A 20240-nucleotide genomic window follows, 5' to 3' on the forward strand; every position below is an offset into this window, starting at 1 on the left:
ACGCCGTGACCGCCCCGTGACCGGGATGACAGCCTGCCCACAGTGAGCGATGCCTAGGATGGAGGGGTGACCTCCTCGCCCTCAGCTCCGAATCCGGCCACGCCTCGAACGTCCCGACGTATCCTCGGCATCTCACTGGTGATCATCGCCGCACTGATCGCGGTCTTCTTCGTGTTCGCCTCCCTCTACACGGAATTCCTCTGGTTCGACCAGGTGGGCTTCACCGGCGTCCTCACGACGCAGTGGATCGCCACGGCGGTGATGTTCGTGGTCGGCTTCCTCGGGATGGCCGTGCCGCTGTTCGTCGTCATCCAGCTCGCCTACCGGCTCCGTCCCGTGTACGTCCGGCTCAGTTCGCAGCTGGATCGCTACCAGGAGGTCATCGAACCGCTCCGTCGCCTGGCGATGTGGGGCATGCCGATCTTCTTCGGTCTCTTCGCCGGTTTCGCTGCCGCCGGGCAGTGGAAGACGGTCTGGCTCTGGGCCAACGGTGTGGCGACGTCCGACGTCGACCCCCAGTTCGGCATCGACACCGGCTTCTACATGTTCGCGATGCCGTTCTACTCGATCCTGCTCGCGTTCGTCTCCGCGGTGCTCCTGCTCTCGCTGCTGGTGACCGCGCTGGTGTCGTACCTGTACGGCTCTGTGCGCATCGGCCAGGGCGAGCTGCGCATCTCGAAGCCCGCCCGCATCCAGCTCGCGGTGATCGCCGGCCTCTACCTGCTCGTGCAGGCCGCCAGCCTCTGGCTCGACCAGTACAAGACCCTCGTCGAGCCCGACGACCGCATCACCGGTGCGGCCTACACGGGCGTCAACGCGACGATCCCCGGTCTCGCGATCCTCGCCATCATCGCCGCCGTCGTGGCGATACTCTTCTTCGTCACCGCCGTCATCGGGCGCTGGCGCTTCCCGCTGGCGGCGACCGCCCTGCTGATCGTGGCATCGCTCGTCGTGGGCATCGGTTACCCCTGGGTCGTCACCACGTTCCAGGTGAAGCCGAACCAGAACGCCTACCAGGCCGAGTACTACCAGCGGAACATCGACGGCACCAAGGAGGCGTACGGGGTGGCAGACCTCGAGACCACGCCGTTCGCCGCCAAGACGGACGCCGAGGCCGGCCAGCTGCGCGCAGACGCCGAGACCACCGCTTCGACGCGCATCATGGACCCGAAGGTGATCCCGCCGACGGTGCGTCAGCTCGAGCAGTACCGCGGCTATTACCAGTTCCAGACCACGATGGACGTGGACCGCTACGAGATCGACGGCAAGATGCAGGACACCGTGGTGTCTGTGCGCGACCTCGACATGTCGGGCCTCGGCGACGGCGACAACTGGAACAACCGTGTCGCGGTGTACACGCACGGCTACGGTCTCGTGGCCGCCGCGGGCAACCAGCGCACCACCGACGGCGAGCCCGTGTTCCTCGAGCGCGGCATCCCGACCTCGGGCTTCCTGTCCGACCGCGAGAACTTCGAACCGCGTGTGTACTTCGGCGAGAACTCGCCCGAGTACTCGATCGTCGGCGCCCCCAAGGGCTCCGAGCCCGCGGAGATCGACTACCCGCGCGGCAAGGACGGCTCGAGCGAGACGAAGACCACGTTCGAGGGCGACGGCGGTCCGAAGATCGGCGACACCTTCACGAAGCTGCTCTACGCGCTGAAGTTCCAGTCCGAGCAGATCCTGTTCTCGAACCTCGTCAACGAGGACTCGCAGATCCTCTACGACCGCGACCCCAAGACGCGCGTCCAGAAGGTCGCGCCGTACCTCGAGCTCGACAGCGACCCGTACCCGAGCGTGGTGGACGGCCGTATCGTCTGGATCGTCGACGGCTACACGACCAGCCAGACCTACCCGTACTCGACGAGCGTGAGCCTGTCGGACGCGATCGCCGACTCCAACATCCCGTCGCCGACGCTCGCCATCGACGACATCAACTACATCCGCAACTCGGTCAAGGCGACCGTGGACGCGTATGACGGTTCGGTGACGCTGTACGCGTGGGACGACGAGGACCCGGTGCTGAAGACCTGGCAGAAGGTCTACCCGTCGACGCTGAAGCCGATCAGCGAGATGTCCGGTGAGCTCATGAGTCACGTGCGCTACCCGACCGACCTGTTCAAGGTGCAGCGCGACATCCTCGGCGTCTACCACGTCGACAAGGCCGGATCGTTCGCTCAGCAGGACAACCGCTGGCAGACGCCGAACGATCCGCGCAGCGAGTCGATGTTGCAGCCGCCGTACTACCTGACCATGCAGATGCCGGGTCAGGACGCCCCGAGATTCTCGATGTTCTCCACGTTCATCCCGAACTCGCAGGGCGCGGGAGGAAGCCGTGACGTGCTCATGGGCTACCTCGCGGTGGATTCCGATGCGGGGTCGGAGAAGGGCGTGAAGGCGGACGGCTACGGCCAGCTGCGCATGCTCGAGATCGACACCGACACCACGGTCCCCGGTCCCGGCCAGGTGCAGAACACGTACAACTCCGACACGTCGGTGGTCCCCCAGCTCAACCTGCTCCAGCAGGGGGAGTCCGAGGTCATCTACGGAAACCTGTTGACGCTGCCCGTCGGTGGCGGTCTGCTCTACGTGCAGCCCGTCTACGTACAGTCGTCCGAGGGAACCCAGCTGCCGCGACTGCAGAAGGTGCTCGTGGCGTTCGGTGATCGCGTCGCGTTCGAGAACACGCTCACGGAAGCGCTCGACACGCTGTTCGGCGGTGATTCCGGTGCGACCGGCGGTGACGACACGGTGGAGCCGGATCCGAACGCCGAGGTCCCGGACACCGGAGAGGTCCCCACGGAGCCCTCGCAGCCCACGGACGCCCAAGCGGACGCACTGGCGGCCGCTCAGGCGGCCCTGGTCGACCGCGAGACCGCGCTCAAGGCGGGTGACCTCGCGAAGTTCGCCGAGGCCGACGAGCGCCTCACTGCCGCGGTCCAGAAGCTGATCGAGCTGGACTCCGCGGGCAACTGACCTGCGGCAACGATTCGAATGGGCGTCCCTCGGGGCGCCCATTCGTGTCTCGACCCCCGCCGGGTCCATACCGGCCGATCAGATCAATCCGATCGCGGTGGACGCCATGGCCGAGCTCGGTATCGACATCGCGGCGGAGGCGCCGAAGGTGCTCACCACCGAAGCCGTCCAGGCGTCGGACGTCGTGATCACGATGGGATGCGGAGATGCCTGCCCCCTCTTCCCAGGGAAGCGCTACGAGGACTGGAAGCTCGATGACCCCGCAGGGCAGGGCATCGAAGCGGTCCGTCCCATCCGCGACGACATCCGCACCCGGATCGAGCGCCTGGTGGCCGAACTCCTCTGACTCGCTGCCCGCTGCGGCTGATGCGGTTCAGGATGAACAGAGAAAGCGAAAGGCTCTCTGAACTGGATTTCTCCGAGTCAGAGGGGCTGTCGTTTGTTGCGGGGCCAGGATTTGGACCTGCGACCTCCGGGAGCCAGGCGCCCCTACTACAAAGCTTGTGCTGGTTTGCGCAATCTTTGGCTGACCGGGTCTCTCCGTGGGGTCATCCAATCAGCGCAAATCACCGCGAATCAGGCATAGCGTCCGATTTCTGTCGAGCGAATGTGTCGAGCTTTCGCCCTCGCGCGTCAGCGGCGTCCCCTGGGCCCTCTGTCGGCACTCGCGCCTCGATCACGGAGAACTGCGGGCTATCGAGCAGCCGCCACCCATCAGACACCTCGCCCCAGACATGGCGCTCAGCGTTGGTAATGTGGACAGGTTCCGCATCCGTCGATCTTCTCAGACGCGCGGAACGCGCTTGGCTAGGACCTAACTCATACTGGCGCACGATTCGACTGGACCTGAACATATCTTCAGTTGTCCGGTGTTCCGGGGATGGCTGGAGCGCACGCACGGCCTGATATCGATACTTCGCCATTCAAAACCTCCCCGGGAGCGCGAGGCCGCTGTTGTCGATGGCGTCGATGATGTGGTCTACGCGCCGATGGCAGTCCGCGTCTGGATGAGCGGGCAGGTGAAGACGTCGCGTTCTCCTAGTCCGACACGGTTGATGTAGCGGACCACGATTCTGTAGGACGTGAGCAGTCCGACCTGAGCGTACGGCACCCCGTTGTCGTGACAGTACGCGGCGACGATGGGGGCCGCGCGACGCAGATGCGGGCGCGGCATCGAGGGAAAGAGGTGGTGTTCGATCTGATAGTTCAGGCCCCCCATGAGCACGTCTAGGGCACGGCTTCCGTGAACGTTGCGGCTCATCATCACTTGGCGGCGGAGGAAGTCCAGTTTCATGTCGCGCGGCACGATGGGCATGCCCTTGTGGTTCGGCGCGAACGAGATGCCCATGTAGAACCCGAACAACCCCAGCTGGACAGCAAGGAACACGAACGCTATCCCTGGGGAGAGCACCACGAACACCAGCAGCAAGTACCCTCCGATCCGGACTGTCAGGAAGAGGATCTCCGCCCACCGCCGCGGAAGCTTGCCAGCCGAGAGAACGCGCCGAACGCCCGACGCATGCAACGACAGCCCCTCAAGCAGCAGGATCGGAAAGAAGAGCAGGCCTTGATGCCCGCGCAACCATCGCAACACGGGACTGCGGTGCCTCGCCGTAGTCTCCGGCGTGACGGCGATCACGGGCAGTTCGATATCCGGATCAGCATCGAGCTTGTTCGGGTTGGCGTGGTGGCGAGTGTGTTTGTGCTGCCACCACCCGTAGCTCATGCCCACGAGCAGGTCCCCGAGGACGATGCTCACCCAATCGTTCCACTTCCCTGAAGAGAAGATCTGCCGGTGCGCGGCATCATGCCCCAAGAACGCGATCTGAGTGAACACGACCGCCAGTGCCGCCGCGGTGACCAGCTGCCACCACGACTCACCGATCCACACAAACGCTGCGAGGCACGCCGCGACGACCACCGGAGCTGCGATCAGCTTCGTCCAGTAGTACCCATAGCGGCGTCGTAGGAGACCTCGGTCCCGGACTTGCTGTGCGAGATCTGTAAACGGGCTCGCGACCCGTTGTCCCGCGTCCGAACGGTCGCGGAGATATGTGCTGCGGACGGTAGTCATGATGACCTCCAGGCGGATGTGTCCGCTAGCTGCGGGCGGCGCCGCCCTCGCTGATCCAATCATCTGCACGCGCTGAGGTATCGCCATCCGTGTTCGGGGTGCTGGAGGAGAAAGTGACCGACTCCGCCAACGCCGCAACGGCGGCAGCGCGTGCCTGCTCCCGCTCGGATGCATCGTTGAGCCTCGCGGACGCGACCTCGCGCTCGGCGCGAATCGTTGCAGTCATGTCCGACAGGTGTTCGGCGATGACCTGTGCGAGGCCGTCACGGAGCTCTTCCAGGTTCGTGTTGTAAATCTCGAGGCGTCGATCCGAGACGTGCAACTCGACGGTGGGATACCCCTTCGTCGACAAGTAATCGCGGGTGGTGCCGTCATGGATCGCGGTGACTTCGTCGCGATCTGCCTGGCGGGTGAACACCGCTTCCACGGTGTAACGGTCGGGCGCTTCGTCGGTCATCAGCTTCGCCGGCAGAGATCCGACGAGCACCGTCCCCAGCCCGAGTGGGGATCGTTCTTCAGTTGTGTACTCATTTGCCGACGGTACGCTCTCAAGCTGTACGCGCTCACAGGTACGTTTCTCCGGCCACCCCGAGGTGCCACCTCGAAGGGTCTCGCACTGCAGGCACACGCTACGGTGCCACCCAAGTCCCCTGCAGTAGTTGGAAGGCGTTGATCACGGGGGTGTAGCGGGGGTATCGCGGGTGTACGGTTCGGACTAGAGCGCGGCCCGAACTTCTGGGGAGTTTGGAGGCGTCGTTCTGGTCGGCGGGGCTCTTACTAGCAGTGCGATGGAGCTCTCCTCGTGAGGGCCCTTCCGCTGTTTGCAAACCCTGTTCTCGCAAGGTGCGTCCGCCGCTCAGGGGACCCCAGACCCGCGACGGGCGCACCGCCTGAGGTCGGCCAGCAGCTATACAACGTTCCGTCGAGTCGCCGTGTCGCGCGTTCACGGAAGCATGTGACTATCTCAGCCAGAATCGTTTGAAGATGACTCTCGCCCGGCACGATGCGTTGGATCGGGAACATCACGGAGTGGAGGAGCCTGCTGATCTCGCTGTGCTGCACTTCGCTGCTGTCCACCCGGACCGTGAGCCGATGGCTGCATATTCTCGACCGAATCTGTCGAGTCGTGCGCGATTCAAAAGGTGAAGGCCCCGAGATCGTAGTGATCTCGGGGCCTATCTTGTTGCGGGGACAGGATTTGAACCTGCGACCTCCGGGTTATGAGCCCGGCGAGCTACCGAACTGCTCCACCCCGCGGCACAAGAAGAAACTTATCACGGATTCCGGGGTCGGTCTAATCGAGGGGCCCTCCGGACGGGGCCCCGGGCGTGTCGATGCGCGAGGATGGAGACATGTCCGAGACCGCAGCCGTCCCCGTCGCCGTGTGCCAGTTCGCGCCGACCGCATCCCGAGCCGACAATCGTGAACGGATAGCCGAGCTGACATCAGCTGCGGCTGCGCGCGGCGCGAAGCTGATCGTGTTCCCGGAGTACTCCAGCTACTTCGTGGACCCGATGGACGAGAGCCTGGTGGCGAACGCGGAAGAACTCGACGGGGAGTTCGTCTCGACGCTGACGGCGCTGGCGGGGGAGTACGCGGTCGTGATCGTCGCCGGCCTCGCCGAACGGGCATCCGACGAGCGGCGGGTCCGGAACACGGTCGTGGCGGTGCGAGGCGACGGCGTGCTCGCGGTCTACCGCAAGCAGCACCTCTACGACGCGTTCGGGCAGACGGAGTCCGATTGGGTCGAGCCCGGCGAGGTGGGAGTCGCGGCCACCTTCGACCTGGTCGGTCTGCGGTTCGGGCTCATGACCTGCTACGACCTCCGATTCCCGGAGGTCGCCCGCTCTCTCGTCGACGCGGAGGCCGACGTCCTGGTCGTGCCGGCGGAGTGGGTGAGAGGTCCGCTCAAGGAGCACCACTGGACGACACTGCTCGCCGCGCGCGCGATCGAGAACACCGTGTACGTGCTCGCGGCCGACCATCCGACGCCTATCGGTGTCGGGCACTCGCAGATCGTCGACCCCCAGGGCGTCGTGCTCGCCGGAGTGGGCACCGGCCCGGGGATCGCGGTCGCCGCCGTGGAGCGGGACATGATCGAGCGCGTCCGCGTGACCAACCCCTCGCTGCGGGCACGACGGTATGTCGTCGAGCCCGTGCGGGCCTAGCGGCCGGACAGAGCGGCGAGGCGGGTCGCCGCCTCCTCGAGCACCTCGACGCGCTTGCAGGCGGCGAATCGCACCAGACCCGAGTACTCGCTCCTGTGTGCAGCGGAGACGAACGCCGTGAGCGGGATCGCCACGACACCGGCGCGCTCCGGCAGGGCCCGGCAGAATGCAGCGGCGTCTCCTCCACCCAGGCCGGTCGCGTCGGCGACGGTGAAGTAGCCGCCCTGCGGGGCGTGCACGGTGAAGCCCGCCGCGCGCAGACCATCGCCGAGGATCCCGTGTTTGCGTGCAAGCAACGCTGCGGAGTCGGCGAAGTACGCGTCGTCCATCCGCAACCCCACCGCGACGGCGGGCTGGAAGGGCGAGCCGTTCACATACGTCAGATACTGCTTCACGGTCAGTACTGCGGTGATCAGGGCGGAAGGCCCGTGCACCCACCCGATCTTCCATCCCGTCGCGGAGAAGGTCTTCCCGGCGGACGAGATCGTGAGCGTGCGGTCGGCGGCTCCGGGAAGGGTGGCGATCGGCGTGTGCGGGGCATGGAACGCCAGATGCTCGTACACCTCGTCTGTGACGATGATCGCATCGTGCTTCTCCGCCAGGCGCACCACCTCCTCGAGCACATCGCGCCCGAAGACCGCGCCCGTCGGGTTGTGCGGGTCGTTGACGAGGATGATCCTGGTGCGGTCGTTCACGGTCGCGGCGAGGCGCTCGAGGTCGGGCTGGAAGTCCGGAGCCCGCAACGGCACCGTGCGAAGGGCTGCCCCTGCGAGGGCCACGGCGGCCGCGTACGAGTCGTAGTAGGGCTCGAACACGACCACCTCGTCCTCGGGGCCGTCGATGAGCGCCAGGAGGGTCGCGGTGAGAGCCTCGGTCGCCCCTGCGGTCACGATCACCTCGGTGGCCGGATCGACCGAGAGCCCGTAGAAGCGCTGCTGATGCGCGCTGATGGCTTCGAGGAGATCGGGGATGCCGCGACCGGGCGGATACTGATTCGCTCCGCTCGCGATGGCCGCTCGTGCGGCCTCCAGAACCTCGGCGGGACCGTCCTCGTCGGGGAAGCCCTGCCCGAGATTGATGGCACCGGTTCTGGCCGCTGCCGCCGACATCTCTGCGAAGATGGTGGGCGCGACGGTTCCGTCCGCAGCGAGCAGACCTGCACCCGCTGCCGTGCGTCGCCATGCGCCGGGAATGACACTCATGAAGAACAGGCTAAGGCCATAGCTGAAACTCATCCTCGACATAAGGAACGCACAGATACAGGCGTCATTCTGAAATGGTCGTCGAAGGAGCACACACCATGAACGAAGACAACCCCCAGGACCAGTCGGTACCCGCGTCGAACGACGCCGTGCCGTCCACCGAGGCCGCAGAGGTCGCCGCACAGCCGGCGACGAACGCCGCCGCTGACTCGACCGCGCCCTCCGTCGCGACGCCATCCGTGCCGTCGGCGCCTGTCGCTCCGGCCGCTGCCGCGCCGACACAGGGCCACGAGATGCCGTCGTCCTTCACTTCGCAGGCCCCGGCCGCGCCCGTGATCGCCCCGGTTCCGCACGGCTACGCGGCACCGGCCGCCGGCGCACCGGGAACGGCCACTGCGCAGGGAGCCGCGTTCGGCATCCCCACCGCGACCGCGCACACGCAGCCCACCCAGCCTCTCGGCGACGGCGCTCCGTACGGCGCCCACGGCGACGGGACGAAGACCAAGGAGCAGAAGCCTCGTGGCGGCGCGAAGTTCGCCGCCTTCATCGTGGCCGCAGCCCTGGTCGGCGGAGTCGCCGGGTTCGGCGGAGGGGCGCTGCTCAACGGCATCCAGGACCGCCCGTCGTCGGGCACGGCCACAGGGCCGCAGACCGTGACGGTGAACAACCCCGGATCCGTCAACGAGACGACCGCCGTCGCCACGGCAGCCCTTCCCTCCGTCGTGACCATCGAGGTCGCCGGCTCCGACCAGGCGGGCAGCGGGTCCGGCGTCATCATCAGCGACGACGGATACGTGCTCACCAACACGCACGTCGTGACGCTGGGCGGCGCGGTCGCCGATCCGACGATCCGCGTGACGACGTCGGACGGGCGCATCTTCGAGGCGACCGTGGTCGGGACCGACCCGATCTACGACCTTGCCGTGATCAAGCTGAAGGATGCCAAGGGGCTCACCCCGATGGAGTTCGCCGACTCCTCGAAGCTCAACGTCGGAGACACGGCCGTCGCGCTGGGCGCGCCGCTGGGACTGGCGAACTCCGTCACGACCGGCATCGTGAGCGCCCTGAACCGGAGCATCCAGATCGCCTCCTCCGCGCTGCCCGACTCCTCGTCGCAGGATGCGCCGGATCAGCAGCAGACGCCCGATCAGGGGCAGGGACAGGGACCGTTCCAGTTCGACATCCCGGGCAGCGGCACGCCGCAGACCTCCGACTCCATCTCGATCGCGGTGATCCAGACGGACGCGGCGATCAACCACGGCAACTCCGGTGGTGCTCTGGTGAACAGCAAGGGCGAGCTGATCGGCATCAACGTGGCGATCGCGAGTTCGGGAAGCTCCGAGGAGTCGGGCTCGATCGGCATCGGCTTCGCCATCCCGTCGAACATCGCCAAGCGCGTCTCGGACGAGATCATCGCCGACGGGGTCGCGACGCACGGTCTGCTGGGCGCCTCCGTGCAGGACGCCTCGAGCGTGCAGGGAGCGACCGTCTCCGGGGCCTACATCGCCAAGGCGAACGAGGGCGGCGCAGCGGCGGCCGCCGGCATCAAGGAGGGTGACGTGGTCACCGAGTTCAACGGTGTCCCCATCACCAGTGCGAGCGATCTCACCGCCCAGGTCCGTGCGGCTGCGGCCGGCAGCGATGCCAAGGTCACGTACGTGCGCGGAGGCAAGGACTACGACGTCGACGTGACGCTCGGCGAACTCGCCGGCTGAGTACGCCTCACACACAGAGAAGGACGCCACCCCGCGATAGGCTCGCGGAGTGGCGTCCTTCTCTTTCGGCACCGGCAATGCGGCCAAGCTGCTCCGGATCCCGCTGTATGCCGTCGGACGCATCGGCACGCTCGTGCTGCCGCGTGGACGGCGCTGGGTCTTCGGCTGTGGAGCCGGGGTCGGTGACGGCGCTCTCGCGCTGCAGCGCCACGCAGCGCGGCTCGGCCACGACACGGTATGGCTCACGTCGTCGGAGCGCGAGGACCACGACGCTGCCGCACTCGGCATCCGCTTCGTCCGCAAGAGCGGGTTGCGAGGCTGGTGGGCGACAGCGCGGGCGGGCGTGCTCGTCGTGACCCACGGACTGGGCGACGTGAACCGCTACGCGAACGGGGGCGGGTTCGTCGTCCAGCTCTGGCACGGGATCCCGTTGAAGCGGATCGGGCTGGACTCCCGGGCGACGACGGAGGTCCCCGCCGTCCCCGGAGCGGCGCTGCTGAGTCGTGCGGTCGGTGTCCTGTACCGTGCGGCCGCCCAGCGCATCCGCGTGCTCCCTGCGGCCTCGCATCGCGCGAGAGGGCGCCTGGAGTCGGCGTTCGGCCTCGGCGACGAGCGCGTCGTCGTCACGGGGGAGCCTCGCGTCGACGTGCTCTCCTCCGGACCGGCGGATGAGGCGAGATCGCGCGCGTCCGCCCTGCTCCGCCGAGTCGCGGGCGACGTCTCCGAGACCTCGCGCACCATCCTGTACGCGCCGACCTGGCGCGACGGCGCCGCCGACCCCGCGGTCCCCACCGGCGAGGAGTGGATCCGCATCCTGCGTGTGCTCGAGCAACACGACGCCGTGTTGTTCGTGCGCTCCCATCCGCTGGGCGAGGGCGGGTATGCGCCGCCGCTTCCGAGCAGGCGGGTGCGCGCGCTCGGCTCCTCTCTGCTGGCGGACGCGACCCCCGTGCTTCCCGCGGTCGACGTGCTCATCACCGACTACTCCTCGCTCGCGTACGACGTCGGTCTGCTGCGGATGCCCGTGCTCTTCCTGGCTCCTGATGCGGAGGAGTACGGCCGCACCCGCGGGTTCTACGGCCGGTTCGAGGACGTCGCGGGGCCCGATGCGGCCTCCGACTGGACGCAGTTGCTGATGCAGCTCGACGCGCTCCTCGGCGATGATGCCGTGCGTGACGCGGCGTCCGAGCGTTCCGCTACGCTCAGCGCGGAGATGCATGCATATCGGGACGGACGGAACACCGAGCGTGTGTACCAGGTCATCCGCGCGCGGGGGATACCCGCGCCGAAGGGAGCAGTATGACAACGGCCCGCATCGATGACGCGGCGGAGGCCCTGATCATCGAAGGGACCGGTCAGCGACCGGAAGCGGCAGAGCTGGTGGGTCCGCGAGCGCAGGTCGATGCCCGCCTCACCGGCGGAGGGAGAACCTGGAAGGCGACCTTCCCTCTGCAGGCGTCGCGGTGGGGCGGCCCGTCCCTCCCGCTGCCGACCGGAGCATACGAGCTGCGCATCCCCGGCGTCGATCTGGATGAGCTGCAGCTGCCGTCCACGGTGCTCACCGGGGTCCGCGTCGCCGTGAACGCAGGCACAGTCCGCATCGCCGCTCCGATCGACCCGGTCTACGAGACCGCGGAAGGCCGCTCGACCCTGGAGGAGCGTTACGTCGCGCAGGCGGGCGGAACCGAGAACGCGGTGTTCTTCGAGAGCTTCTACGGCCGCAGCGTCGGCTGCAACCCGCGAGCCATCGATCGCGAACTCGCGGCGCGTGCTCCAGAGGTGCGCCGGTACTGGAGCGTCGTCGACCTCTCCGTCGAGGTCCCGGAAGGAGCGATCGCCGTCGTCGAGGGCAGTCCGCAGTGGTGGCACGCTCGCGGGGCGGCGCGGCTGCTCGTGGTGAACGACTGGCTGCGCCGACGTTTCGCACGCAAGCCGGGACAGAAGGTGCTCCAGACATGGCACGGCACGCCGCTCAAGCGACTGGCCCTGCACCGCCCCGGCTTCGACCCGCGGCGCATGGCCGCCGTCGTGAAGGAGTCACGGCGTTGGGACGTCCTGCTGGCGCAGAACACCTATTCCGAACGCATCCTCCGCAAGGCCTACGCCTTCTTCGGACGCCCGATCTGGGTGGAGGGCTACCCGCGGAACGACGCGCTCACCACGGGGGATCCCGTCGCGGTCCGCGCATCGTTGGGTATCGGGGCGGATGAGCGTGTGCTCCTCTACGCGCCGACGTGGCGGGACGACCGCGCGGAGATGGTGGACTTCATCGACGCTGAGCTGCTGGCACGCGAGGCCGACGCCGTTGTCCTCGTCCGCGGGCACTCGCGCACCCTGGAGCAGGGGCGGGACCGCGCAGGTGCGCGTGTCATCGACGTGACCGGGTACCCGGAGACCGCGCGGCTGCTCCTCGCCGCCGACGCACTGATCACCGACTACTCCTCTGTCATGTTCGACTTCAGCGTGACCGGCAAGCCCATGTACTTCCTGGTTCCCGATATCGATCACTACCGCGGACAGCTGCGGGGCTTCTACTTCGATCTCGCCGAGAGGGCACCAGGGCCGCTCGTGCGCACGCAGGAGGAGCTCACCGCCGCTCTCGCCGATTCAGGGCACGAGGCCGTCTACGCGGCGCGGTACGCCGCCTGGCGGAGGCAGTTCAACTCGCGCGACGACGGTCACGCCGCCGAGCGCGTGGTCGACCGGATCCTCGATCTGGGGTTCGTCACGCGCTGATAGCGCCGGTGGTGTGGGCTGGTGTCTGCCGCCGGCTCAGGGAAGAGGCGTGTTGCGGGTGCCGAGACGCGAGGCATCCACGGTGTCGCGGGCGCCGCGCAGGACCCCGCCGAGGAAGCCCAGTCCCCACGAGACGTGCATGGTCGGGAGCACCAGGATCGTCCAGAGTCGTTGGCGGAAGCCGCCGCCGCCTGGTGCGAGAGCGACCCCGAGGACGAGAAGAAGGTACAGCGCGAGCGGTCCGTAGACGAGGATCGACGCGACGAGGGAGGCTGCTCCGGCGAGCACCCCCGTCACCTGCAGCACAGCGAGGACGACCGCGAGAGCGATGACCACGACCAGCGCCGGGGGAGCGAAGTAGCGGATTCCGTTGCTCCTGCCGAATCGGCGTACGAGCTCACCCCTCCAGGCGCCTGTCGCCCGGAACTGTCGAGCCAGGCGCAGCCAGCTCTCCCGTGGCCAGTAGGTCACAGAGAGGGCGGGGTCGAACCACACGCGGTGTCCGGCCTGACGGATCCTCAGGTTGAGTTCCCAGTCCTCGCCTCGTCGGATCGACTCGTCGAACAGGCCGACCTCGTCGAGCACCTCGCGTCGCATCACACCGAGGTAGGCCGACTGCGCCTCACCTTCGTGCGCGCTCCCGTGGTAGGCGCCGCCGCCGAGTCCGACCGGGGAGTTGTAGAGCCGCGCGACCGCCTTCTGGAACGGGGTGCGCCCTTCGGCGTGCATCACCCCGCCGACATTCGCCGACCCGGTCCGCTCCAGGGTCTCCATCGCGCGGGCGGCGTAGCCGGGGGAGAGCTCGGAGTGCGCGTCGACGCGCACGATCGTGTCATAGCGACTCGCGAGGATGGCGGCGTTCAGGCCCACCGGGATGTGCGCGGCGGGGTTTTCGACCAACCGGATCCGGTCATCTGCTTCGGCGAGTCGGCGTGCGAGCTCTGTGGTGCCGTCCGTCGACGGTCCCAGCGCGAGCACCAGCTCCGTCGGCGCATCGACGTCCTGCGCGAGCACCGAGGCGATCGCATGCTCGAGGTAGGCGCGCTCGTTGAGCACCGGCATCACGAAGGACACCCCGGAAGGGGGAGCGGGGAATTCGGATGCGGACACATGACGATCATGGCACGGCGCCGACGGACGTTCCCTGAGGGGCGCGGGAACGGCGCTCCTCGGTCAGCTGGACGCGGCGACCTACGCCGGTGGGCACGATCAGGACGAACTATCCTGGAGGGATGGGTGCACTGTCTGACGCGAAGAAGGCATACCGTCTGCTGAAGCGGGCGCTCGCGTCACGCTCGGCGGTGCAGCGCGTGCGGCGGCACCTCGCGGAGCAGGAACCGCTTCCCGCCGGTCACTTCAAGGTCGCGGTCTACTTCGCCGACGGCGCCGTGAACATGTACCAGATGCGCCAGTGGTACCGCCCGCTCATCGAGCTCTCGAAGCGCTGGCCCGTCGTGGTGCTCTCCCGGCAGGCGACCGGGGCCGAGAAGCTGCTCGAGGAGGACTCGCCACCGGTGGCGTTCGTGCCGACAGTGCGTGATCTGGAGCGCTTCATCGCGACGCAGGACATCCGTGTCGTGCTCTACGTGAACCAGAACACCCGCAACTTCCAGATGTTCCGCTACGGACGGCGCTGGCACGTCTTCATCAATCACGGCGAGTCCGACAAGATGTACATGACGACGAACCAGTACAAGGCGTACGACTATGCCTTCGTCGCCGGTCAGGCTGCGCGGGATCGGCTCTCACGCACACTGTGGGATTACGACGTCGACCGGCGCACGATCGAGATCGGCCGTCCGCAGGCGGATCACTACTCCGGGACCCTTCCGTACACGCCGGACGAGCGCACCGTCGTGCTATACGCCCCCACGTGGGAGGGCGATCGTCCCAGTGCCCACTACGGCTCCATCGCCTCGCACGGCGAGAGCCTCGTGAACCGATTGCTGGCGACCGGCGCGCACCGCGTGATCTACCGTCCCCACCCGCGCAGCGGGGTGGTCGACGAGGAGTACGGTGCGGCGCATCGGCGCATCGTGGCGGCCATCGAGGCTGCGAACGCCGCCGACGCTACCGCTCATCACGTCTACGACGCGGCCCCCGAACTCGGCTGGCAGCTCACGGCCGCCGATGTCGCGATCGTCGACATCTCCGCCATGGTCTACGACAGGCTCGCGGCGGGGAAGCCCCTCATGATCACCCGGCCGGCCGACGAGCAGGCGTCGATTGACACGCAGGGCTACCTGTCGGACTGCGAGTGGCTCACCGTCGAGGGCGCCGACGATATCGTGGCGGAGGTCGAGAGGGTCCGGGCCGACGAGGCGGCGATCGCCCGACTCCGGATGTGGGTGCAGCACTACTTCGGCGACACCACGCAGGGGGTGGCGACGGCGAAGTTCCATGCCGCTGTCGAACGCCTGATGCAGGAGTGGGAGCACTGGCATTCCCGCGAGGTCGGGAGCGTCCGTGACGACGAGGACGATGACGACGAAGAAGCCGAAGACGAGGACGCCTGAGCATGCGGTTCCCGCTGTCGAGCGCGATCGTGCCCCGCTTCGTGCAGGTGGATCACACCGGTTCCACGAACGCCGACCTGCGGGCGCACGCTGCTGAGGTCGAGGGGTGGCCGCACCTGGCGACTCTGGTGACCCGCGATCAGCGTGCCGGACGTGGCCGTCTCGACCGCACCTGGGTCGCTCCAGCCGGCTCGGCGCTCGCCGTCTCGGTGCTGTTGCGGACACTGCCGGCGGAGCCCACGGCACGCGGGTGGATTCCACTCGCCGCCGGCGCCGCGATGGTGAAGGCGATCGACGCGCAGCTTCCCGGTCACGACGTCTCCATGAAGTGGCCGAACGATGTGCTCGTCGACGCGCACAAGATCTGCGGCATCCTCGCGGAGGCGACCGCGGACGCGGTGGTGGTGGGTGCCGGGGTCAACACGGAGATGACACGCGAGCAGCTTCCTCTGCCCACCGCGACGTCGTTCGCCGCGCTGGGCGCTGCCGTGGACGAGGACCTGCTGCTGTCGGTGTACCTGGAGACGCTCGACCGCCATCTGGTCGCGCTCACCGCTTCGGAGGACGCGGTCGCGAGCGGTCTGCACGGTGTCGTCTCGGCGCTGTGCGCGACCATCGGACAGGCGGTGCGGGTGTCGATGCCTGCCGGAGCGGTACTGGAGGGCGTGGCGTCGTCGATCGACGCGGAAGGCCGTCTTCTCGTCGTGTCGGACGGCCGGGAACATGCTGTCTCGGCCGGTGACGTCGTGCACGTGCGGCCTGCCGGAAGCTGACACGCCGTCGCACAGACGGCTTTGTCGCAGATCACAGGCACAATGGTGGGGTGACCCAGCCTGTGACGCTCGGTGGACGGCCTCTGATGCCGCCGCCCGGAACGCCTTCGGAGGAGTTGCTGATCGCGCGCTTCCGGAGCCACGCGCGGCGTCTGTTCTGGTCTGCCGTCGTGCTCATCGCGGCGTTCGGGGCCACGGGCTACTTCTTCGGCAACCTGCCGGAGGGCTTCGAGGACTGGATGCTCCTCGCCGCCGCCGGGGCGTTGGTGCTCTTCGCCGTCGTGCTGCCGTTCATCATCTGGTACTCCCGGACCACCACGGTCACCACCAGACGGGTCATCGCTCGTCAGGGGCTCGGAGCCCGGAGTCGTCATGAGATGTCTCATGCGCGCGGCTACACCATCGCCGTGCGTCGCGGTCCGCTGCAGCGCCTGTGGGGCTCGGGAACCATCATCCTCTCGAACGGTGTCGATGCTCCCCTCCGACTGCCCAACGTCCCCAACGTGACCCTCGTGCACGAGACGCTCGCAGATCAGATCGAGGTCGGGCAGATCCTCGCCCATCGCGACGCACAGGCCGTCGGCGACTGAACCGCGAGTCGACCGCGGCGGGTGCACCGTACAGGTGCACAGTAGAGCTGCACCATCGCGCCGCCATATCCGCAACCTGTCGTGCGCGCCATGATCGGTGAGCGAGAATGGGAAGGACGAATGGAGGCGGCACATGGCGCTGCGTGTGGGCGTGATCGGCGGAGGACAGCTGGCACGGATGATGATCGCTCCGGCGGTCGAGCTCGGACTCGATCTGCGAGTGCTCGCCGAGGATGAGGGGATGTCCGCCGGGCTCGCGGCCACGGCCGTCGGCGACTATCGCGATCTGGAGACCGTGCGCGCATTCGCGGCCGATGTCGACGTCGTCACCTTCGACCACGAGCACGTTCCGCAGGATGTCCTTCGTCAGCTGGTCGACGGCGGTGTGGTCGTCCACCCCGGACCAGACGCGCTGCAGTACGCCCAGGACAAGATCGTGATGCGCAGGCGCCTCGCGGAACTCGGAGTGCCTCAGCCCGAATGGGCTGTGGTGCGCACGGAGCCCGAACTCCAAGCCTTCTTGGACGAGCACGGAGGCGCCGGTGTAGTGAAGACGCCACGCGGCGGGTACGACGGCAAGGGTGTGCGCGTCGTGCGTGCGGCCGCGGAGGCGCAGGACTGGCTGGTGGCGCTCGCCGAAGGTGACGCGCTCCTCGTCGAGGAACTCGTCCCGTTCGTGCGTGAGCTCGCGCAGCAGGTCGCGCGTCGCGCCGGTGGCGAGATGGTCGCGTATCCGGTGGTCGAGACGGTGCAGCGTGATGGCGTGTGCGCCGAGGTCATCGCTCCGGCTCCCGCTGCGACGGAACGACTCGCGGAGGTCGCCGAGGGGATCGGCCGCGCCATCGCCGAGGGGCTGGGGGTGACCGGGATGCTCGCGGTAGAACTGTTCGAGACCGAGGACGAGCGAATCCTCGTGAACGAGCTCGCGATGCGTCCGCACAACAGCGGGCACTGGAGCCAGGACGGTGCCGTCACCGGCCAGTTCGAACAGCACCTGCGCGCAGTCGCCGACCTTCCGCTCGGCAGCACTGCACCGCGGGCGCCCTGGTCCGTCATGGTGAACATCCTCGGGGGACCGGCTGAGGGCACCATCGAGGAGCGGTTCGGTGCGGCGATGGCTGAGCACCCGCAGGCGAAGATCCACACGTACGGGAAGGCTCCGAGGCCCGGCCGCAAGGTCGGTCACGTGAACGTCGCTGATGCGGACCTCGACGATGCGGTCTACGTCGCGCGAGCCGTCGCCGCCCACTTCGATTGATCAGCGACCGGCAGGGCCGACTCCCGGAAACATGCGGGATCAGAGGTGTGCCGTTCGGGGAATCTCACAGCACCAGACCGTACCCTGATCTGGTGACTGAGCCACTGCACTCCTCCGCCGCACCTCTCGTCGGCGTCGTGATGGGATCCGACTCCGACTGGCGCGTGATGAGCGACGCATCTCAGGCCCTCACGGACTTCGGAGTACCGCACGAGGTCGAGGTGGTGTCGGCGCACCGGACCCCCGACAAGCTCATGTCGTACGCGCGCGACGCACGCTCCCGCGGCATCCGCGTCATCATCGCCGGTGCCGGGGGAGCTGCTCACCTTCCCGGGATGCTCGCTTCGATGACGCCGCTACCCGTGGTGGGAGTGCCGGTGCCGCTCGCCTTCCTCGACGGCATGGACTCGCTCCTGTCCATCGTGCAGATGCCCGCAGGCATCCCGGTGGCGACGGTGTCCATCGGCGGAGCCCGCAACGCCGGTCTGCTCGCCGCACGCATCCTCGGGACCTCGGATGTCGCGCTCGCGGATCGCGTCGAGCAGTATGCCCGCGACCTCGAGGCGCAGGTCGAGGAGAAGAACGAACGGTTGAAGGGCTCGCTGTGACCCTTGCGCCTCCGCGCGCATCACAGCGCCCGCTCATCGAGACCCGGCCGCTACGGCACCCGGACTCCGCCGACCCCGGCGTGATGACCAAGCGCGGCTGGTGGCTGCTCGTGATGAACCTCCTGGTGCCGGGCTCGGCGCAGGTCGTCGCGGGCAATCGGCGACTCGGTCGATTCGGGCTCGGCGCCACCCTGCTCGCCTGGTTCCTCGCGATCGCCACGGTGGCGCTCGCCCTGTTCGCCCGTCCCGTCCTGCTGTGGCTCACGATCGGTGGGGGATTCTTCTCCACCGTGGTCCTGACACTCGTGCAGGCGCTGCTCGTCGGCTACGTCGTGCTCTGGGCGGTGCTGACGTTCGACACGTTGCGCATGGTGAGGCTCGTCAAGCTGCCCACCCTGTCCCGGCTCGCCATCCCGGTCGTCGCGCTGGTCCTCCTGGGACTCGTGGGCGGCGGGGCAGCTTATGCGGCCACGGCCGTGGGGTCCGTCCGCAACACCATCGGATCGATCTTCGGTCAGAGCGGCCCCAGCGTCGCGCCCAGCGACGGCTATTACAATATCCTCCTCCTCGGAGCGGACAGCGGCGACGGCCGTGACTCGATGCGCTTCGACAGCATCTCTGTGGTCTCGGTGAATGCCGACACCGGTGCCGTGACGATCACCGGCATCCCGCGAGAACTCCCGAACGCACCGTTCAGCGACGGCAGCCCGATGCAGGAGCTGTATCCCGACGGTTTCGAGGGGCATGGCTCCTCGACCTGCGGTTGGAACGGGTGGATGAACCACGTACGCAACGCCGCTGAGGTCTGCCGGGAGGACGGCGGCAAGGGGCTCTACCCCGACGCCGTCGCCAACGGCTCGGAACCGGGCATCGAGGCCACCAAGGACGCCGCAGAGGGAGTCCTCGGGATCGAGATCCCGTACTACGTGTTCGTCGACATGCACGGGTTCGCTGAGCTCGTCGACGCGCTGGGTGGGGTCGAGATCAACGTCACGGAGCGCCTGCCCAAGGGCGGTCCGCCCGAGGGGTGGACGGGCAGCGATGTGAACGAGTGGGCCATCGGGTGGATCGAGCCCGGCAAGCAGCGCATGGATGGCGACACGGCGCAGTGGTACGCCCGCTCGCGGTACACCACCAGCGACTGGGATCGGATGAAGCGTCAGCGGGAACTGCAGGCGGCCATTCTCGCGCAGTTCACCCCGCAGACGGTGCTCACACGTTTCAACGAAGTGGCAGCGGCGGGTACGGCGTTGATCAGCACCGACCTTCCCTCCGACAAGCTGCCCGAGTTCTTCGACCTGATGCTGAAGGCGAAGGAGCAGCCGGTCACCACGATCGAGCTCACGCCCGATTCTGGCGTCGACGAGCACCAGCCGGACTACGCGTTCATCCGCGACATGATCCAGCAGAAGCTGCACCCCCCGACGGCGACGCCGACGCCCGAGCCCTGATCGAGAGTCCCGGGCGAGGCGTGCTGGACTTCCCACGACGGCCAGGGCGAAGCCGTGTACCCGGGCACCGTCGGCACCGGCGCTCCTGAGCGCACGCGCGACAAAGCCCACGACCGCCTCCCGGAGGAGGACAGCCGTGGGCTTCCGGCGATTTTCCGCCGGATGCACCAGACGAC

Annotated in this window: 16 protein-coding genes and 1 tRNA gene; 12 read left to right on the forward strand and 5 right to left on the reverse strand. The window is 67.7% G+C overall.

The features are described 5' to 3' along the window. The first annotated feature begins 66 nt into the window (after positions 1 to 66). On the forward strand, positions 67 to 2973 hold the full coding sequence (locus HDC31_RS06300; RefSeq protein WP_046749543.1) for a UPF0182 family protein: 2907 nt from the start codon (positions 67 to 69) through the stop codon (positions 2971 to 2973). A gap of 1 nt (position 2974) precedes the next feature. Further along, positions 2975 to 3319, forward strand: coding sequence for a heat-shock protein HtpX (locus HDC31_RS06305; RefSeq protein WP_113681868.1), 345 nt, complete (start codon positions 2975 to 2977; stop codon positions 3317 to 3319). A 633-nt stretch (positions 3320 to 3952) separates the two neighbouring features. On the opposite strand, the gene HDC31_RS06310 is transcribed toward HDC31_RS06305, so the two are convergent. The 3 genes from HDC31_RS06310 to HDC31_RS06320 form a co-directional block, all read right to left on the reverse strand. Beyond that, entirely contained in the window at positions 3953 to 5047 is a 1095-nt protein-coding gene (locus HDC31_RS06310; protein WP_113681869.1) for an acyl-CoA desaturase, read from the reverse strand. A 25-nt stretch (positions 5048 to 5072) separates the two neighbouring features. Beyond that, positions 5073 to 5504 (reverse strand): hypothetical protein, encoded by a 432-nt coding sequence (locus HDC31_RS06315; RefSeq protein ID WP_257021960.1) that lies wholly within the window; start codon positions 5502 to 5504, stop codon positions 5073 to 5075. Between the two features lie 726 nt (positions 5505 to 6230). Continuing rightward, positions 6231 to 6304: transfer RNA gene (locus tag HDC31_RS06320), tRNA-Met, on the reverse strand. 95 nt (positions 6305 to 6399) lie between these two features. On the opposite strand from HDC31_RS06320, the gene HDC31_RS06325 reads away from it, so the two are divergent. Continuing rightward, positions 6400 to 7215 carry a carbon-nitrogen hydrolase family protein gene (locus HDC31_RS06325; protein WP_113681870.1) on the forward strand — a complete coding sequence of 272 codons (816 nt, stop codon included), beginning with the start codon at positions 6400 to 6402 and terminating at the stop codon, positions 7213 to 7215. Here the strand turns inward: HDC31_RS06325 and HDC31_RS06330 are convergent. Beyond that, positions 7212 to 8417 (reverse strand): aminotransferase class I/II-fold pyridoxal phosphate-dependent enzyme, encoded by a 1206-nt coding sequence (locus HDC31_RS06330; protein WP_061015801.1) that lies wholly within the window; start codon positions 8415 to 8417, stop codon positions 7212 to 7214. The two genes, HDC31_RS06325 and HDC31_RS06330, sit on opposite strands and share 4 nt — an antisense overlap. A 98-nt stretch (positions 8418 to 8515) precedes the next feature. Between HDC31_RS06330 and HDC31_RS06335 the strand changes: the two genes are divergently transcribed. Genes HDC31_RS06335 through HDC31_RS06345 form a run of 3 tightly spaced genes read left to right on the forward strand, consistent with a single transcriptional unit; the run spans position 8516 to position 12868 of the window. Next, the gene (locus HDC31_RS06335; RefSeq protein WP_257021962.1) at positions 8516 to 10132 is read left to right on the forward strand and encodes a S1C family serine protease; all 1617 of its coding nucleotides are present in this window, start codon (positions 8516 to 8518) and stop codon (positions 10130 to 10132) included. A gap of 49 nt (positions 10133 to 10181) precedes the next feature. Continuing rightward, entirely contained in the window at positions 10182 to 11435 is a 1254-nt protein-coding gene (locus HDC31_RS06340) for a CDP-glycerol glycerophosphotransferase family protein (RefSeq protein ID WP_179515920.1), read from the forward strand. Then, on the forward strand, positions 11432 to 12868 hold the full coding sequence (locus HDC31_RS06345) for a CDP-glycerol glycerophosphotransferase family protein (protein WP_058631843.1): 1437 nt from the start codon (positions 11432 to 11434) through the stop codon (positions 12866 to 12868). Before HDC31_RS06340 ends, HDC31_RS06345 begins: the two co-directional genes overlap by 4 nt. A gap of 36 nt (positions 12869 to 12904) precedes the next feature. On the opposite strand, the gene HDC31_RS06350 is transcribed toward HDC31_RS06345, so the two are convergent. Continuing rightward, on the reverse strand, positions 12905 to 13978 hold the full coding sequence (locus HDC31_RS06350; protein WP_258546206.1) for a glycosyltransferase family 2 protein: 1074 nt from the start codon (positions 13976 to 13978) through the stop codon (positions 12905 to 12907). Positions 13979 to 14100: 122 nt separating this feature from the next. Between HDC31_RS06350 and HDC31_RS06355 the strand changes: the two genes are divergently transcribed. From HDC31_RS06355 to HDC31_RS06380, 6 genes are all read left to right on the forward strand, one after another. Further along, on the forward strand, positions 14101 to 15384 hold the full coding sequence (locus HDC31_RS06355) for a CDP-glycerol glycerophosphotransferase family protein (protein ID WP_058631844.1): 1284 nt from the start codon (positions 14101 to 14103) through the stop codon (positions 15382 to 15384). A 2-nt stretch (positions 15385 to 15386) separates the two neighbouring features. Then, positions 15387 to 16157 carry a biotin--[acetyl-CoA-carboxylase] ligase gene (locus HDC31_RS06360; RefSeq protein ID WP_113680204.1) on the forward strand — a complete coding sequence of 257 codons (771 nt, stop codon included), beginning with the start codon at positions 15387 to 15389 and terminating at the stop codon, positions 16155 to 16157. Between the two features lie 86 nt (positions 16158 to 16243). Further along, positions 16244 to 16747 carry a PH domain-containing protein gene (locus tag HDC31_RS06365; protein ID WP_046749535.1) on the forward strand — a complete coding sequence of 168 codons (504 nt, stop codon included), beginning with the start codon at positions 16244 to 16246 and terminating at the stop codon, positions 16745 to 16747. Between the two features lie 133 nt (positions 16748 to 16880). Next, positions 16881 to 18005, forward strand: coding sequence for a 5-(carboxyamino)imidazole ribonucleotide synthase (locus HDC31_RS06370; RefSeq protein WP_113680203.1), 1125 nt, complete (start codon positions 16881 to 16883; stop codon positions 18003 to 18005). Between the two features lie 140 nt (positions 18006 to 18145). Next, entirely contained in the window at positions 18146 to 18613 is a 468-nt protein-coding gene (gene purE, locus HDC31_RS06375; protein WP_046749831.1) for a 5-(carboxyamino)imidazole ribonucleotide mutase, read from the forward strand. Next, positions 18610 to 20064 (forward strand): LCP family protein, encoded by a 1455-nt coding sequence (locus HDC31_RS06380; RefSeq protein WP_113680202.1) that lies wholly within the window; start codon positions 18610 to 18612, stop codon positions 20062 to 20064. Before purE ends, HDC31_RS06380 begins: the two co-directional genes overlap by 4 nt. Positions 20065 to 20240: the final 176 nt, after the last annotated feature.

The sequence above is a fragment of the Microbacterium sp. JAI119 genome, from assembly GCF_013410135.1.
In the GTDB taxonomy this organism is placed as follows: Bacteria; Actinomycetota; Actinomycetes; order Actinomycetales; family Microbacteriaceae; genus Microbacterium; species Microbacterium oxydans.